Origin of the sequence: Lysinibacillus sp. FSL H8-0500, assembly GCF_038051955.1 — a bacterium.
Taxonomy (GTDB): domain Bacteria; phylum Bacillota; class Bacilli; order Bacillales_A; family Planococcaceae; genus Lysinibacillus; species Lysinibacillus macroides.
Map to the genome: position 1 here is coordinate 1299880 of NZ_CP150292.1, position 16172 is coordinate 1316051.

Consider the following 16172-nt stretch of genomic DNA (forward strand, 5'->3'; position numbering starts at 1 on the left):
CACACATTATGGAACTTGTATTCAAGGAGAGATGATAGATGACAAAGCAGTTAACAGTTGCGGTTGTTGGGGCAACGGGGGCAGTAGGCTCAAAAATGATGGAGCAATTAATTAAACGTAAATTTCCAATAGGATCAATTAAATTTTTAGCTTCTGCGCGTTCAGCAGGCAAACCAATCGAATTTAATGGTCAAACATATACAATTGAAGAAGCGACACCTGAAGCTTTTGAAGGCGTCAATGTCGCTTTATTCTCCGCTGGTGGTTCGGTATCGGCTGTACTTGCACCAGAGGCAGCTAAGCGAGGAGCAGTTGTGATTGATAATACAAGTCATTTCCGTATGGATCCAGAGGTACCGCTTGTTGTACCTGAAGTGAATCGTGGTGACCTTGCCAAACATAAAGGCATTATCGCTAATCCAAACTGTTCAACGATTCAAATGGTAGCTACGCTTGAACCAATTCGCCATGCATTTGGTTTAACGAAAGTCATCGTTTCAACCTATCAAGCAGTTTCAGGTGCAGGTATTTCTGCTGTTCAGGAATTAAAAACACAAAGTACAAACTGGGAAGCTGGTAAAGATGTAGAAGCGAATATTTTACCAGCTGCTAGCGATAAACGTCATTACCCAATCGCTCGTAATGTTATCCCACAAATTGATAAATTCACAGATAACGGATTTACATACGAAGAAATGAAAATGATTAATGAGACAAAAAAAATCATGCATGCACCAGCACTAAAAGTAGCTGCTACTTGCGTTCGTGTGCCAGTCGTTTCAGGTCACTCTGAATCTGTTTATATTGAGGTAGAGAAAGAAGTATCAGTCGAAGAGATTTTTGACGTGTTACGCAATGCACCAGGTGTGGTATTGCAGGATGATATTACAACGCAAACTTACCCAATGCCGATTTATGCAGAAGGGGAGGACGCTACTTTTGTAGGACGTATCCGTCAAGATTTAGATAATAAAAAAGGATTCCATCTATGGATCGTTTCTGACAATCTATTAAAAGGCGCGGCATTAAACTCTATTCAAATTGCAGAGGCAATGCTTGAGGATAACTTACTATAAGAGGGGTGTAAGGATGAATTTAGGTCGAATTGGAACAGCAATGATTACGCCATTTAAAGATGATGGCACAATTAATTATCCAGAATTAGAACGTATTATTAATCATTTAATCAACAATGGTACAGATTGTATTGTTGCTTGCGGTACAACTTCTGAAAATCCAACAATGTCAACTGAGGAAAAAATTGAGGTTGTACGCTTTACTGTCGAGAAAGCAGCAGGTCGAGTACCTGTTATTGCAGGTACAGGAGATAATGAAACAGCTTACTCAATTATGATGACACATAAGGCAGAGGAAAATGGTGCAGATGGTATTATGCTAGTAGCACCATACTATAATAAGCCAAATCAACGAGGTATTTTTGCCCACTTTGAAACAATTGCGAAACAAACAAAATTACCGGTTATGCTCTATAATGTTCCTGGGCGAACAGGCGTTAATGTTTCCTATGAAACTTCTGTTGCCCTAAGCAAGATTCCTAACATTGCTTGGATCAAGGAAGCAAGTGGCAATTTAGATCAGATGGGCGATATTATTGAAAATGTTGATCCTGCTGATGATTTCCTAGTGTATAGTGGGGATGATGGTTTAACATTGCCGCTAATGGCAATTGGCGGAGCTGGTATTATTTCAGTAGCAGCCCATGTTGTAGGCAATGATATGCAGTTAATGATTAAAGCGTTTGAGGAAGGCAACCATGAGTTAGCCGCTAAAATTCATCGAGCATTATTACCGCTAGTACGTGCGCTATTTGCTCAACCAAACCCATCGCCAGTTAAATATGCGATGACTAAATTAGGCTTTGATACACTCAATGTTCGTCTGCCAATGATGGAAATGACGAATGAAGAAAAGGCGAACTTTGACCGAATTTGGGATACGTATCAAGAAAAAGCGAAAAATTTTAGATAACAGCACGAAATAAGGCTAGCAGGAAAATCAGATCCTATCTCTGATTCTCTGCTAGCTTTTTATAATGAACAAATTTAGATTTCAACAAAAGGCATTGAGACATTAAAGCTTAATGTCTTTTAGTATTTTTACGGCGTGCAAGTCTCGTTCATAAGCATCTATATATGAAGAGCATTGATAGAGAGTGTAATTGCCAACCCTATTCCTTGTTTCAATCAATGGCTTTGATGATACTAAATAAAAGCCCTTCAGTTTGTGTTTTTCCAGCTACTAGCAGTCTAAAATGACAGGAAAATCTATTTTCACTGTGAAACATGTATTTTTAATTTGTGCAAAAGCTGTGCAAACCGTATAATAAATGTTAAGTGGTTGCTGTTCGGGATATTTTTAGGAGGAAATAAATTGACAAAAAAGAAAAATGAATTAATCCGCATCATCCCTCTAGGGGGCGTGGGCGAGATTGGGAAAGCAATGTACGTAGTAGAAATTGACGAAGAGCTATTTGTGGTGGATAGTGGTTTAATGTTCCCAGAAGACGAAATGCTTGGTATTGATATCGTCATTCCTGATATTACGTACTTAGAAGAAAACAAAGAACGTGTAAAAGGTATTTTCTTAACACATGGTCATGAAGATGCTATTGGCTCCATTGCCTATGTGTTACAAAAAGTAAAGGCACCTGTGTACGGATCGAAATTAACCATTGCTCTAGCAAAAGAACATTTAAAAGAATTACCTGCACCCTATCAGGTAAAGTTTTTTGAAGTAACCAACCGTAGTCGTATGAATTTTAACTCAACGTATGTAACATTCTTCCACACAACACATAGTATTCCCGATTCTTTAGGGGTAGTGTTCCATACATCTGAAGGTGCGATTGTTCATACAGGTGAGTTTAAATTCGATCAATCCGCGACAGGGAAATTTAAACCTGATTTAGCAAAAATGGCCCAATTAGGGGAAGAAGGCGTCTTTATTTTGTTATCTGAGTCGTGTGAAGCAGAGCGACCAGGCTACACGACATCGGAGATTGTGATCGAAGAACAATTATCAAAAACATTCCACTCAGCACCAGGTCGTATTTTAGTAGCTGTCTATGCATCAAACTTTATTCGTATCCAACAAGTGTTTGCTCAGGCTCAAAAGTCATTCCGTAAAGTAGTAATCGTTGGTAAACCTTTAGAAAAAGCTGTAGATTTAGGTGTTCAACTAGGCCATTTAACGGTTGATGAAGAGACAATTATTCCAATTTCAGAAATGCAAAAATATCAAGATGATGAAATTATTATTATTACAACAGGAAATAGAGGAGAGCCGCTGGATGCTTTAGAAAAAATTGTTCGTAAGCATCACCGTGATATTAAAATTAGGCAGGGCGATACAGTATTAATTACATTTACACCTTCTCCTAGCATGGAGGTGCAAATAGCGAATACGATGAACGCTCTGTCAAAAGCAGGCGCTGAAATTTTGACTTCCAGCAAAAATGTCCATGTATCAGGGCATGGTAGTCAGGAAGATTTAAAGCTTATGCTCAATTTAATGCAGCCTAAGTATTTTATCCCTGTGCAAGGCGAGTACCGTATGTTAATTGCTCACTCTAAGCTAGCCCAGCAGCTGGGTATGCAAAAATCACAAATATTTATCGCCGATAAAGGGGATATCGTAGAATATAAAAATAATAAAATGCGTATGAGTGGCCGTGTACAAGCTGGTAATGTCTTAATTGACGGGATCGGTGTAGGTGATGTAGGCAATATTGTGCTGCGTGACCGTAAATTATTATCGCAGGATGGTATTTTCATTGTCGTTGTGACATTAAATCGAGCACAAAAGAAAATTGCCTCTGGTCCAGAAATATTATCACGAGGCTTTGTCTATGTACGTGAATCAGAGGAATTAATGATTGAGGCATCTGATATTGCTAAAAATGTCATTGAAAAATATGTTGGCAAAGATACATTTGAATGGACAAACATTAAGCAGGAAATTCGAGACACATTAAATACGTATTTATTCCAAAAAACAAAGCGTCGTCCAATGATTATCCCAATTATTATGGAATATTAAGAATTAGGTAATCATTAAAGCTTTGCAAAAGAAAGGATTTTCTCCCAATTACGGTGGAAAATCCTTTTTTTGAAATTAACAGGTTCTACATGCTATGATATGCTGCATATATAAAGTGAACCTTCAATCAATGGTGGCTTCCGGACATCCCCAGTGATTGTTAGCTTTACTAATCGGCTTTTTACAGGCTGCCCGTCCTCACTTACTTTGAAGAAGAGGTCTTCCAGCCTGTATTTGACGCTACGCTTTCGGAATAAAATGGATTGCAGAAGAAGGTGAAATAGATGGCAGTAAGTAAGAAAAAAAAAGCGACTAAAAGCAAAGCAACAACTGAGAAAAAAGAAATGCATCCGCTTATGTATGAAATTCTAGGTTTACTCTTCATTGCGTTAGCGATCATTATGATTTTTGAATATGGTGTGATTGGGCGTACGCTACAAACGATTGCTATGTTTTTTTTAGGCAATCTGTATTTTGCTGTGCCATTTATGCTTGTATTTATTGCACTATTATTGATGATTGGTCGTAAAAAAGTAGGGATGAAGGATCGCTTAATACTGGGGATGCTGCTGATTATTATGAGCTTAACCATTTTTAGTCATGGGATCTTATTTGAGCAATTATCAAAATCAGGTGGTTTATTATCTGATTCTGTGCTACGTGAATCATGGCGAATTTTAATCAATACAGAGGGTATTATTCACCGTAGTAATGCTTTAGGTGGTGGAATGCTTGGAGCGCTTTTATATAGTGGCTTGCATGTTTTATTTGAAGCAACAGGCGCAAAAGTTGTAGCATGGGTTATTTTCTTTATTGGCTTAATCCTTGTTACAGGAAAAGCGTTAGTGCCTTATTTAGCGGAAAAAATGCCTGATTTATTTGGGAAATGGAGAAAAAGGCACCACGAAAAGAAGAAAAATACACCTAAAAAGCCAAATAATCGTCGCTCGAGAGCAGAACATACAGATGAAATAGCTGCTGAGGAGCAAACCACTGATCATCCAGTATATGAGGAGGAAGAGCCTTCACATGAGCCTATTATTTCCGCCTTTACACAAAACGTGTCACAGGAGAGAGATGGGTTTGATATTCCCCCTATGGTGGAAAATGAACTAGAAGAAGCAGTGGAGGATGTTCATATTCAAGGTACGGATGCTGTAGAAAATGCAGATTATCAATTGCCATCTTATCATTTATTACAATTACCACCTCAACATGATCAAAGTGGAGAATATTCGGTCATTCAAGCAAATGCTAAAAAACTTGAACAGACATTGCAAAGCTTTGGGGTCAAGGCAAAGGTGACACAGGTTCATTTAGGGCCAGCTGTCACAAAATATGAAATTTTACCTGATATAGGTGTAAAAGTAAGTAAAATCGTTAATTTACAAGATGATCTTGCTCTAGCGCTTGCTGCAAAAGATATTCGGATGGAGGCACCCATTCCGGGAAAATCAGCTATTGGGATTGAAGTACCGAACAGTGAGGTCGCCATTGTGACATTGCGCGAGGTATTAGAATCGAAGGATGGCGCGAAGCCAGAAGCTTTATTGCAAGTAGCGTTAGGTCGTGATATTACAGGACAAGCTGTTTTAGCAGAGCTTAATAAAATGCCTCATTTACTTGTAGCAGGGTCAACAGGGAGTGGGAAAAGTGTCTGTATAAATGGCATTATTGTCTCTATACTAATGCGTACCAAACCACATGAAGTAAAATTAATGATGATTGACCCAAAAATGGTGGAATTAAATGTCTATAATGGGATACCTCATTTATTAGCACCTGTTGTGACGGATGCTCGTAAAGCTTCGCAAGCACTAAAAAAAGCAGTTGCTGAAATGGAACGTCGTTATGATCTATTTTCTCATACAGGGACGCGAAATATTGAAGGCTATAATGCACATGTCCAAAGAATGAATGACCAAACAGATGAAAAGCATCCGAAATTACCATATATTGTAGTGATTGTGGATGAGTTAGCAGACCTCATGATGGTTGCGTCCAATGATGTGGAGGATTCCATTACACGATTAGCACAAATGGCACGAGCGGCAGGGATTCATTTGATTATTGCCACGCAAAGACCAAGCGTTGATGTTTTAACAGGTGTAATTAAAGCGAATATTCCTTCGAGAATTGCCTTTGCTGTGTCCTCAGCCATTGATTCAAGAACGATCCTAGATATGGGTGGGGCCGAGCGCTTACTTGGTCGTGGCGATATGCTATTTTTACCTGCTGGTGCTTCTAAGCCAAAAAGGGTGCAAGGTGCTTTTTTATCCGATCAAGAGGTTGAATCAGTGGTTAATTTTGTTATAGAACAGCAAAAGGCGCAGTACCAGGAGGAAATGATTCCTACTGAAGAGGAAACAATTTTAGAGGAAACAGATGAATTATATGATGAAGCTGTCCAATTAGTGGTCAATATGCAAACCGCCTCTGTTTCAATGCTTCAGCGCCGCTTCCGCATCGGCTATTCAAGGGCTGCGCGCATTGTCGATCAAATGGAGCAACGTGGAATTGTTGGGCCACCTGAGGGCAGTAAGCCTCGCCAGGTCCTTATCCATCAATATGAAAGCTAAACAAAAAATAGGTTATTAAAAAGGCTGCTTCTTACTTTTTGTCCATTTATTTGTAATAGAAATTAAAAATGAATGAATTCTATAACAGATTTTATGCAAAACTATTTATTTCATGATGTAAAAGTGTTATATTTATGAACGATTAGTAGGAATGTTGTACATCAGATGTCTGATCTCTGATTTTGGTGGTGATATATGTGACTATTAAAGCAGATCATCGTCATCTCTATCTTCAAGTAATCGATCGTTTAAAATCTGATATTGAGGCTGGCATTTTTAAGGAAAATGAAAAGCTGCCTTCAGAATTTGAATTATCGAAATCACTAGGAGTCAGTCGAGCAACACTTAGAGAAGCACTTCGACTGTTGGAAGAAGAAAATGTAATTGTGCGCCGACACGGGGTTGGGACTTTTGTCAATCCTAAGCCGTTGTTTACATCAGGCATTGAGCAGTTATCAAGCATTTCTTCTATGATCGAGGCAGCGGGTATGGAGCCGGGTTCGCGTTTTTTAAAGGCGGCTGAGCACATTCCTTCTGAGGAAGATTTAAAACGCTTCCAATGTGATGACGAAGATAAAATACTCACAATTGAACGTGTCAGAACAGCGGATGGTGAGCCAGTAGTTTACTGTATAGATAGACTACCAGCACGCTTCTTGCCTACTGACTTTGTTGACAAAAAAGAAGTTTCACTGTTCTCTGCTCTCGAACAATCTGGGAAAATTCATGTTGCCTATGCAATTACCTATATTGATCCAGTTGGCTATCATGAGCAAGCTTCACCGATTTTAGACTGTGGACGTGAAACAGCGCTTTTAGTATTAAAACAATTGCATTACGATGAGCATGATCAAGTAGTGCTTTATTCAAAAAATTATTTCCGAGCTGATAAATTCAGCTTCCATGTAGTTCGTAAACGGGTGTAGAACATTTCTAAATTTTTTCCTGCTAATTACAATACCTTTGGGGGGTTAAAACATGAAAAAACGTAAATTTGGTTTAGTATTAACATCAGTATTAGCGGCAAGTGCTATTTTAGGTGCATGTGGTGCAAAAGACGACGAAAAACCTGCAAAAGACAATGATAATGCTTCAGGTAATAACAATACAGAAGAGGCTTTCTCAGTAGCAATGGTTACGGACGTAGGTGGCGTGGATGACAAATCATTCAACCAATCTGCATGGGAAGGTGTTCAAGCTTACGGTAAAGAACACGGTTTATCAAAAGGTGACGGTGGTTTTGACTACTTACAATCAAAATCAGATGCAGATTATGATGCAAACTTAAATGCATTATTACGTCGTGACTTTAATTTAATTTTCGGTATTGGTTATATGATGGAAGACGCTATGGCTGCTATTGCGGATGAAAATCCAGATGGTCAATTTGCGATTATTGATGCGGAAGTACCGGCAGATAACGTTGTATCAGTACTATTCAAAGAGCAAGAGGGTGCGTTCTTAGCAGGTGTAGCAGCTGCTAAAATGTCACAATCAGGTAAAATTGGTTTTGTAGGTGGCGTAGATATTCCCGTTATTAATCGCTTTGAAGCTGGGTTTATCGAAGGGGCAAAAGCTGTAAACCCTGATATCGTGATCGAAGATAAATACACAGGTGCATTCGATAAAGCGGATGTTGGTAAAATTACAGCAAACAGCATGTATTCTTCAGGTGTTGATGTAATCTTCCACGCTGCTGGTGCAACTGGTAATGGTGTGTTCTCTGAAGCAAAAGAACGTAAGAAAAAAGATCCTAATGCAAATATTTGGGTAATCGGTGTAGATGCTGACCAATACGAAGAAGGTAAAGTGGATGACCAAACAAACGTTACATTAACTTCTATGTTAAAAGGTGTTAATACAGCAGTAGTTGATATTTCAAATAAAGCAAAAAATGGTGAATTCCCAGGTGGAGAAACACTTGTATACGGCTTAGCTGAAGATGGCGTTAAGCTTGCAGATTCTCGTGGTGCGATTCCAGAAGATGTACAAAAAGTAATCGATGAATATAAAGAAAAAATTGCTAAGGGTGAAATTGTCGTTCCAGAAAAAGTGGAAAAATAATTCATCTTTTGATCATCATAGGGGACTTCTTGGAGGACCTTATGATGATTTTTCAATCTATCGTTATATTTAGATTATTTGCAATTCTCTATCTGCTGACCGTATAGAGGTAGTCATAATAAAAAATATTGATGGGAACAAATTAATAGAAGAAAGGTTTCAACGATGACTTTTCCTGTATTAATTTAGCAAAACACCTACCTCTATAGGTGGGGTTAAATCAGTGAATAAAGTATAGCCTCTGATAATGAAAGAAGGCGCAAGTGTTTGGTAGCCAGTGCTACATATAAGCGACAAACTTGCGAAGCCTTATCCATTTCAAGCACTGGATGTATTGCTAATCTGTACCATCAGTCATTGTATGCGCTAAGGCAAAATTACTTATTATAGTGCCTATTAAGGGAGTGACAAAATTGGAATATGTGATTGAAATGCTAGGCATCCGTAAAGAATTCGGACAGTTCGTGGCGAATGATAACATCACCCTCCAACTGAAACAAGGCGAAATCCATGCATTGCTAGGTGAAAATGGTGCAGGTAAATCGACTTTAATGAACGTCCTTTTTGGTTTGTATCAACCAGAGGGTGGCGAAATCCGTGTTCGTGGGAAGGCTGTTAAAATTACAAACCCGAATGTTGCCAATGATTTAGGAATTGGTATGGTGCATCAACACTTTATGTTGGTAGAAAACTTTACAGTAACAGAGAATATTATTTTAGGTTCTGAGCCTACTAAAATGGGCATTGTTAATATCAAGGATGCGGCAAAGAAGGTACAAGCTCTTTCGGAAAAATATGGCTTAGATGTTGATCCATATGCCAAAATTGAAGATATTACAGTTGGGATGCAGCAACGTGTTGAAATTTTGAAAACATTATATCGTGGTGCTGAAATTTTAATTTTTGATGAACCAACAGCATCCTTAACACCGCAAGAAATTACTGAGTTAATTCAAATTATGCGTCGCCTTATTGCAGAGGGGAAATCCATTATTTTAATTACCCATAAGCTGAAGGAAATTATGGAAGTATCTGATCGTGTCACAATTATTCGTAAAGGTGAAGGCATCGGCACAGTTGTAACCGCTAACACAAATCCTAATCAGCTTGCTGAAATGATGGTTGGGCGTCAGGTTGAATTTAAAACGAAAAAAATAGATGCCAACCCAGCGGAAGAAGTGCTAGCCATTGAGAATTTAGTTGTAACGGATTACCGCAATATTGATAAAGTAAAAGGTCTTAATTTAAATGTTCGCAAAGGTGAAATCGTAGGTATTGCTGGTATTGATGGGAATGGTCAGTCTGAGTTAATTGAGGCCATTACAGGTCTACGTAAAATTAAAAGTGGTTCTGTCAAGCTAAACGGGCAAGATATTACAAACATGAAGCCTCGTAAAATTACAGAGGAAGGCATTGGCCATATTCCTCAAGACCGTCATAAGCATGGCTTGGTATTAGATTTCCCGATTGGTCATAATATTGTGTTGCAAACATATTATCAGGCACCAATCGCTAAAGGCTTTGTGATAGATTATAAAAAAGTATCAGAGAAAGCTCGTCAAATCATTAAAGAATATGATGTGCGTACAGGAAATGGTGAAATGACACCAGCACGCGCACTATCTGGTGGTAACCAACAAAAGGCGATTATTGGTCGCGAAATAGATCGAAACCCAGATTTATTAATTGCGGCTTTACCAACGCGTGGTCTCGATGTAGGGGCTATTGAATTTATTCACTCTCGTCTGATTGAGCAGCGTGATAAAGGAAAAGCTGTTCTGTTAATCTCATTTGAATTAGATGAGGTTATGAATGTATCAGATCGTATTGCTGTTATTTATGATGGACAAATTGTCGATGAGTTAAATCCAAAGGAAACAACAGAACAAGAGCTTGGCTTACTAATGGCAGGGCAAAGTAAAAAAAATAACAAGCAGGGTGCGAAGGAGGGGAACGACTAATGCCAAATCGTGTCATTAATATCCTCGTTCCTATCATCTCTATTATTATCGGTTTAATTGTAGGCGCTATCGTTATGGTAGTGAGTGGCTATGATCCAATACAAGGTTATATCGCTCTTTGGACAGGTATTTTTGGAGATTCATATTCAATCGGGAACACAATTCGTCAAATTACACCGTATATATTAGCAGGTCTTGCAGTAGCATTTGCCTTCCGTACTGGGCTGTTCAATATCGGTGTTGAAGGTCAGCTGATTTTAGGTTGGCTAGCCGCAGCTTGGGTAGGATATGCTTTTGAATTACCTAAAGTCATTCACTTACCATTAGCATTGCTTGCTGCAGCAGCTGCAGGTGCGTTTTGGGCCTTTATTGCAGGTTTCTTAAAAGCGAAATTTAAAGTTCATGAAGTTATTGCGACGATTATGCTGAACTATACGGCACTATATATTGCGAATGCAGTGATTAAAAAATTGTCAGATGGTGGCTTTAAAACAGAACGTGTTCTTGAGTCGGCTTCATTACGTTCTCCATTTTTAAGGGAGCTTACAGACAACTCAAGCCTTCACTATGGGATCATTGTTGCAATTTTAATGGTAGTCGTGATGTGGTTTATTTTAGAAAAAACAACACGTGGGTATGAGTTAAAAGCGGTAGGTTTTAATAAAAATGCTGCTGATTATGCAGGGATGAGTGTCAATAAAAATATTATTTTAGCGATGACGATTTCAGGTATGTTTGCAGGTCTTGGGGGTGCAATGGAGGCGTTAGGTACTTTCCAAAACGCATCGATTAAACCAGGCTTTACAGGAATTGGCTTTGATGGAATCGCTGTTGCCCTACTTGGTGCAAATACGCCACTTGGGGTAATATTTGGGGCTTCTCTGTTCGGTTCATTGAAATATGGCGCTCTTAATATGCCAAATGCTGCAGGTATTCCAGAAGAAATTGTCTCGATTATTATCGCATTAATTATTTTCTTCGTTGCATCAGGTTACATTATTCGAGTAGGCTTACAGAAGCTGAGCAAGAAAAAGGAGGGACAATAACATGAGCTTTTTAGAAATGTTATATTTCATCATCCCTTCGGCAATCTTTTTTGCAACACCTTTGATATTTACAGCTATCGGCGGTGTATTCTCTGAACGCTCTGGTGTTGTCAACATCGGGCTAGAAGGCTTAATGATTATTGGGGCTTTTGTTGGGATTTATGTCAATTTAGAATTTGCCTCATCATTAGGGGCAGCAACGATTTGGGTAGCAATGTTAGCAGCTGTTGTAATTGGCGGGATTTTCTCTCTTTTCCATGCAGTTGCTTCGATTTCCTTCCGTGCCGACCAAACGGTATCAGGGGTAGCTATTAACTTATTAGGTTTAGCGGTTTCTGTCTTTTTAGTAAAAATGATTTATGATAAAGGTCAAACAGATATGATTACGCGACCAATCGGCCGTTTTGGGATCCCTTATTTAGAGGATATTCCATTCCTTGGTCCGTTATTATTCCGTGATGTTTACAGTACATCCATTTTAGCCTTTGCAGTAGCGATTGGTGCATGGTTTATCATCTATAAAACACCATTTGGTTTACGTCTTCGCGCAGTTGGTGAGCATCCAATGGCAGCAGACACAATGGGGATTAATGTTAATAGAATGCGTTATATTGCTGTTGTTATTTCAGGGGCATTAGGTGGTCTCGGTGGTGCAGTATACGCTCAATCCATTACAAGTGATTTCTCACATGCAACAATTGCAGGCCAAGGCTTTATGGCCATTGCTGCAATGATTTTCGGGAAATGGCATCCAATTGGGGCATTAGGTGCAGCTTTATTCTTTGGTTTGGCCCAAACATTAAGTATTGCAGGAAGTCAAATTCCATTTATTGAAAATGTGCCAGCTGTTTATCTGCAAATTTTACCATATGTGCTAACGATTTTTGCATTAGCAGGCTTTATTGGTAAAGCAAATGCACCAAAAGCAAGTGGACAACCTTATATTAAAGGGAAACGCTAGGAACAAGGTCACTCTTTAAAAGACTGAGCGAAAGATGCTCAGTCTTTTTGCTATGTCAACTTAGCTAGTACAGTGTATTTTTTAATTTTTCCATACATACTTTGGATTCTTTTTGCAATTATAGACAATAGACATGTATAGTATGTGTAGTACATCGTTATATTAAGAAGGATAGGAGGGTTTTATATGTTTAAAACAATACCTTTTGCAAAAGGTGTCAATTTGCATATCCGACAAACAACCCAATTTAAAACTGTAAATTTTTCAATTAAATGGAGAAGAGCATTAACAGCTAAAAGTGCATCAGAACGTACAGTATTAACAAATGTACTACAGCACAGTAATGCTAAATATAAGACAACGGCTGCTTTTCGAAGCTTTTTAGACGACTTGTATGGCACTGTGTTATATTTTGATACATCAAAGCGTGGCAATGAACATACAGTGCTGATGAATATAGAGACTGTGAATGATCATTATTTAGCCAATACAAGTGTGTTAAACCATGTACTTGATTTATTACACACAGCAATTTTTGAGCCGAATTTAGAAAATGGTGTCTTTAAGGAATCCATTGTAGAACGTGAGAAGCAGACCGTTATTCAACGTATTGAATCGATTTTTGATGATAAATCTCGTTTTGCACAGGTTCGTTTGCAACAAATTTTAAGACCGAATGAGCCGGCCTCTATTTCAGCAAATGGTAGTGTAGAGGAAATTCGAAAAATTACACCTGACTCGCTATTTAAAGCATATCAATCCATGCTTGCTGATGATAAAATAGATATTTATGTCGCTGGCGATATTAATGAAGCAGAAATTGTAGCAAAATTACAGCAAGCGCTACCATTTAAAGACCGCACACCAGAGGAAGTGCCAGCAGTGTTGCCACAACAGCACCCTGACAATGATTATGTAAGAGAACAGCATGAGATGAAGCAAGGGAAATTGCATATTGGCTTTAGTACAGTCGTTAAATTCGGTGATCCAGACTTTGCCAAAATGCAAATTTTTAATGGTATTTTTGGCGGCTATCCACATGCTAAATTATTTATGAATGTCCGTGAAAAAGAAAGCTTGGCTTATTATGCCTCAAGTGCCTATGCCTCACATTATGGTTTAATTTTTGTGGTTTCTGGTATTGAGGCTAAAAATGAAGAAAAAGCATTGTCATTAATTAAAGAACAATTAGTTGCTATGCAGACAGGAACTATTTCAGATTTAGAGCTGGAGCAAACAAAGGCAATGCTGACGAATCAGTTAAAGGAATCCTTAGATTCTGCACGTGGACAAATTGAAATTTTTGATCAATATAAAAATTTACCCGAGGAGTTCTCTGTGGAAGCTTGGGCGAATAAGTGGAAAGCTGTAACAAAGGAAGATGTTGTGGAGATGGCAAAGCAAGTGCAGCTTGAAGCGGTCTATTTCTTATATGGAAAGGAGCAAGCCGCCCAATGAAGACAATTGAATTTAAGCAATTAGATGAAACACTTTATTATGAAAAGCTAGCGAATGGCTTAGACGTTTATATTTTACCGAAAAAAGGTTTTTCAAAAACCTTTGTAACATTTACAACTAAATATGGCTCTGTTGATCGTACGTTTGTGCCAATTGGGGAAACGGAAAGCGTAACAGTACCAGATGGTATTGCTCATTTTTTAGAGCATAAAATGTTTGAAAAAGAAGACGGCGATGTTTTTCAGAAATTTAGCGAATATGGTGCTTCTGCCAATGCCTTTACATCATTTACACGTACGGCTTATTTATTTTCATCCACAGATCATATTTATAAAAGTACAGAGACATTATTAAATTTTGTCCAGAAGCCATACTTTACAGAGGCGACTGTTAACAAGGAAAAGGGTATTATTGGGCAAGAAATTACCATGTATGATGACCAGCCTGATTGGCGTTTATATTTTGGGACAATCGAAAATATGTACCATCAGCATCCTGTGAAAATTGATATCGCTGGGACAATTGAATCCATTGATGGGATTACAGCAGACCATTTATATACATGCTACAATACATTTTACCATCCATCCAATATGTTACTATTTGTAATTGGGGCAGTAGATCCAGAGGAAATGATGACCTTTATTCGTGAAAATCAAGGGAAAAAAGAATTCTCTGAACCTACATCCATTCAACGCTTCTTTGACAAAGAGCCCTCAGAGGTAGCCATTAAAGAACGTACATTAAATATGGATGTACAAAAGCCTAAGGTATATGTTGGCCTAAAGGCAAAAGAAACAAATTTATCAGGTCGCGACATGTTGAAACATGAGCTAGCTGTTCAGATTGCACTTGAGCTTATCTTTGGACGTACCTCTAATTTTTATGAACATGTTTATGAAGCAGGCTTAATTGACGAAACCTATGCCTTTGATTTTACATTAGAAAAGGGCTTTGGCTTTGCTATGATTGGATCTGATTCAACAGAGCCGAATCAATTGGCACAGGCCATTATAGCAGAATTAGCAAAATATGAGGGAGATGCTAAGTTTGAAAGTGCTGATTTAGAGCGAATAAAGCGTAAAAAAATCGGCTTCTTCTTACGTGCACTCAATTCGATTGAGTTTATTGCAAACCAATTTACACGTTATTCATTTAATGACATGAATTTATTTGATGTAGTCCCAGTCCTCGAAGAATTAACGACTGATGATTTGCATAAGGCTTTTGCTTCGATTCAAGGTGAATCTCAACAAACTATATTCAAAATTTTACCAACTAATCAGGCTGCACAGTGAAAAAGTTTGCGCTTGTATTAGGTGCATCGGGTGAGATTGGTCACGCTATTTGTCGAAGTTTAGCGGAAGATGGCTGGTCCCTCTATATGCATTATTCGCAAAATCTTCCAGCAGCACAGGCTTTATACGATTTTCTGTCGAATAATTTCCCTGCACAAGAGTTTATGCTTGTACAGGGAGATTTTTCAACATCCACTGGTGCTGACATGGTAGCTGCGCAGATTTTTAATGTGCAAGCTATTGTTTTTGCAAATGGGCAAGCACATTATGCATTGCTGGAGGAAACAGCCGTGGAGGATATGGATGCCTTATGGCGCGTTCATGTACAAAACCCCATGCGACTAACAGCTCTACTTGCTGGCAAACTTCGCAAACATGCTGTTAGTTATGTGCTATTTATTGGCTCTATTTGGGGAGAAGCAGGCTCAGCAGGAGAAGCACTTTATGCGACTGTCAAAGGGGCACAGCATGCCTTTGTTAAATCCTTTGCAAAAGAGGCTGCATTATCTCGTATCAGAGTGAATGCAATTGCTCCAGGTTTTATCAATACATCTATGAACAGCCATTTAAGTCAAGAGGAACTCGATTATATTTTAGAAGATATTCCACTAGGCGAGATTGGACAAACAAAGGACATAGCTGAAATGGTACGTTTTTATTTGTCAGGGAAGGCTGATTATGTAACAGGACAAATTCTTCGATTAAATGGTGGTTGGTACATATAATACTGTCCTTTGCACATACTA

At 38.5% G+C, this 16172-nt stretch carries 12 protein-coding genes; all 12 read left to right on the top strand.

Going from position 1 to position 16172, the window contains the following annotated elements; genetic code table 11:
- Nucleotides 1-38 precede the first annotated feature (38 nt).
- The 12 genes from MHB44_RS06040 to MHB44_RS06095 all read left to right on the top strand — a co-directional run bounded on the left by MHB44_RS06040 (nucleotide 39) and on the right by MHB44_RS06095 (nucleotide 16151).
- Nucleotides 39-1076: an aspartate-semialdehyde dehydrogenase gene (locus MHB44_RS06040; protein WP_341301967.1), complete on the top strand. Its 1038-nt coding sequence runs from the start codon at nucleotides 39-41 to the stop codon at nucleotides 1074-1076.
- Nucleotides 1077-1089: 13 nt separating this feature from the next.
- Complete coding sequence (gene dapA / locus MHB44_RS06045; RefSeq protein ID WP_341301968.1) at nucleotides 1090-1989, top strand: 4-hydroxy-tetrahydrodipicolinate synthase; 900 nt, start codon at nucleotides 1090-1092, stop codon at nucleotides 1987-1989.
- A gap of 402 nt (nucleotides 1990-2391) precedes the next feature.
- Nucleotides 2392-4059 carry a ribonuclease J gene (locus tag MHB44_RS06050; RefSeq protein WP_341301969.1) on the top strand — a complete coding sequence of 556 codons (1668 nt, stop codon included), beginning with the start codon at nucleotides 2392-2394 and terminating at the stop codon, nucleotides 4057-4059.
- A gap of 284 nt (nucleotides 4060-4343) precedes the next feature.
- The gene (locus tag MHB44_RS06055; protein ID WP_341301970.1) at nucleotides 4344-6638 is read left to right on the top strand and encodes a DNA translocase FtsK; all 2295 of its coding nucleotides are present in this window, start codon (nucleotides 4344-4346) and stop codon (nucleotides 6636-6638) included.
- Between the two features lie 197 nt (nucleotides 6639-6835).
- Complete coding sequence (locus MHB44_RS06060) at nucleotides 6836-7564, top strand: GntR family transcriptional regulator (protein ID WP_341301971.1); 729 nt, start codon at nucleotides 6836-6838, stop codon at nucleotides 7562-7564.
- Between the two features lie 52 nt (nucleotides 7565-7616).
- Complete coding sequence (locus MHB44_RS06065; protein ID WP_341301972.1) at nucleotides 7617-8702, top strand: BMP family protein; 1086 nt, start codon at nucleotides 7617-7619, stop codon at nucleotides 8700-8702.
- A 413-nt stretch (nucleotides 8703-9115) separates the two neighbouring features.
- The gene (locus MHB44_RS06070) at nucleotides 9116-10663 is read left to right on the top strand and encodes an ABC transporter ATP-binding protein (protein ID WP_341301973.1); all 1548 of its coding nucleotides are present in this window, start codon (nucleotides 9116-9118) and stop codon (nucleotides 10661-10663) included.
- The gene (locus MHB44_RS06075; RefSeq protein WP_341301974.1) at nucleotides 10663-11709 is read left to right on the top strand and encodes an ABC transporter permease; all 1047 of its coding nucleotides are present in this window, start codon (nucleotides 10663-10665) and stop codon (nucleotides 11707-11709) included. The genes MHB44_RS06070 and MHB44_RS06075 overlap by 1 nt, the downstream gene beginning before the upstream one ends.
- 1 nt (nucleotide 11710) lies before the next feature.
- The gene (locus MHB44_RS06080) at nucleotides 11711-12670 is read left to right on the top strand and encodes an ABC transporter permease (RefSeq protein ID WP_341301975.1); all 960 of its coding nucleotides are present in this window, start codon (nucleotides 11711-11713) and stop codon (nucleotides 12668-12670) included.
- A 186-nt stretch (nucleotides 12671-12856) separates the two neighbouring features.
- Nucleotides 12857-14128, top strand: a complete 1272-nt coding sequence (locus MHB44_RS06085; protein ID WP_341301976.1) for a pitrilysin family protein — start codon at nucleotides 12857-12859, stop codon at nucleotides 14126-14128.
- Entirely contained in the window at nucleotides 14125-15426 is a 1302-nt protein-coding gene (locus MHB44_RS06090; protein ID WP_341301977.1) for a pitrilysin family protein, read from the top strand. Before MHB44_RS06085 ends, MHB44_RS06090 begins: the two co-directional genes overlap by 4 nt.
- Entirely contained in the window at nucleotides 15423-16151 is a 729-nt protein-coding gene (locus MHB44_RS06095; RefSeq protein WP_341301978.1) for an SDR family oxidoreductase, read from the top strand. Before MHB44_RS06090 ends, MHB44_RS06095 begins: the two co-directional genes overlap by 4 nt.
- The last annotated feature ends 21 nt before the right edge of the window (nucleotides 16152-16172 follow it).

Excerpts from the sequence above, each read along its gene's own strand:
- MHB44_RS06040 (WP_341301967.1), top strand. The coding sequence starts at position 39 with ATGACAAAGCAGTTAACAGTTGCGGTTGTTGGGGCAACGGGGGCAGTA.
- dapA (WP_341301968.1), top strand. The coding sequence starts at position 1,090 with ATGAATTTAGGTCGAATTGGAACAGCAATGATTACGCCATTTAAAGAT.
- MHB44_RS06055 (WP_341301970.1), top strand. The coding sequence starts at position 4,344 with ATGGCAGTAAGTAAGAAAAAAAAAGCGACTAAAAGCAAAGCAACAACT.
- MHB44_RS06065 (WP_341301972.1), top strand. The coding sequence starts at position 7,617 with ATGAAAAAACGTAAATTTGGTTTAGTATTAACATCAGTATTAGCGGCA.
- MHB44_RS06075 (WP_341301974.1), top strand. The coding sequence starts at position 10,663 with ATGCCAAATCGTGTCATTAATATCCTCGTTCCTATCATCTCTATTATT.
- MHB44_RS06080 (WP_341301975.1), top strand. The coding sequence starts at position 11,711 with ATGAGCTTTTTAGAAATGTTATATTTCATCATCCCTTCGGCAATCTTT.
- MHB44_RS06085 (WP_341301976.1), top strand. The coding sequence starts at position 12,857 with ATGTTTAAAACAATACCTTTTGCAAAAGGTGTCAATTTGCATATCCGA.
- MHB44_RS06090 (WP_341301977.1), top strand. The coding sequence starts at position 14,125 with ATGAAGACAATTGAATTTAAGCAATTAGATGAAACACTTTATTATGAA.